This window comes from Halorhodospira sp. 9622, assembly GCF_022228025.1.
Classification (GTDB): domain Bacteria; phylum Pseudomonadota; class Gammaproteobacteria; order Nitrococcales; family Halorhodospiraceae; genus Halorhodospira; species Halorhodospira halophila_A.
This window is the reverse complement of sequence record NZ_JAJNRE010000087.1, coordinates 1-1,008: the sequence shown is the minus strand read 5'-3', so window position 1 is coordinate 1,008 and position 1,008 is coordinate 1. Positions and strand designations below refer to the sequence as shown.

Genomic DNA, 1,008 nt, shown 5'->3' with positions numbered 1-1,008 from the left:
GTCGAACTCCACCGGATGGGTGGTCATGCGCAGGCGCGTGACCTCCTCCATCTTCAGCTCGATGTAGGCGTCGATCAGGTCGTCGGAGAAGACCCCGCCCTGCTTGAGGAACTCCCGGTCGTTGTCCAGCGCCTCCAGCGCCTGATCGAGCTGGAAGGCGACCTTGGGGATCTCCTTCTCCTCCTCCGGCGGCAGGTCGTAGAGGTCCTTGTCCATCGCCTCGCCGGGGTGGATCTTGTTGCGGATGCCGTCGAGACCGGCCATCAGCATGGCGGCGAAGGTCAGGTACGGGTTACCGGTGGGATCCGGGAAGCGTACCTCGATGCGCCGCGCCTTGGGGTTGGCCACGTAGGGCACCCGCACCGAAGCGGAGCGGTTGCGCGCCGAGTAGGCGAGCAGCACCGGCGCCTCGAAGCCCGGCACCAGGCGTTTGTAGCTGTTGGTCGAGGCGTTGGCGAACGCGTTGATTGCCTTGGCGTGCTTGATGATCCCGCCGATGTAGTAAAGCGCCTCCTCAGAGAGACCGCCGTACTGGTCGCCGGCGAAGATGTTGTTACCGCCCTTGGAAATCGACTGGTGGACGTGCATACCGCTGCCGTTGTCACCCACCAGGGGCTTGGGCATGAAGGTGGCGGTCTTGCCGTACGCGTGGGCGACGTTGTGCACGCAGTACTTGAGCGTCTGCAGCTCGTCGGCCTTCTTGACCAGGGTGCGAGCCTTGGTGCCGATCTCGCCCTGCCCGGCGGTGGCCACCTCGTGGTGGTGGACCTCCGGCTCCAGGCCCATCTCTTCCATGGCCTGGCACATGGCAGCGCGGATGTCGTGCAGCGAGTCCACCGGCGGGACCGGGAAGTAACCGCCCTTCACGCCGGGGCGGTGGCCGATGTTGCCGTCCGGGTACACCCGCTCGGAGTTCCAGCCGGCCTCCTCGGAGTCCACCTTGTAAAAGCAGCCACTCATATCGGCGCCCCAGCGGACGTCGTCGAAGACAAAGAACTCCGGCTCGGG

At 65.6% G+C, this 1,008-nt stretch carries 1 protein-coding gene; it reads right to left on the bottom strand.

Annotation, left to right across the window (positions count from 1 at the left end):
• On the bottom strand, positions 1-1,008 hold a 1,008-nt coding region (gene glnA, locus LRG07_RS13695), incomplete at both ends, for a type I glutamate--ammonia ligase (RefSeq protein WP_238642750.1).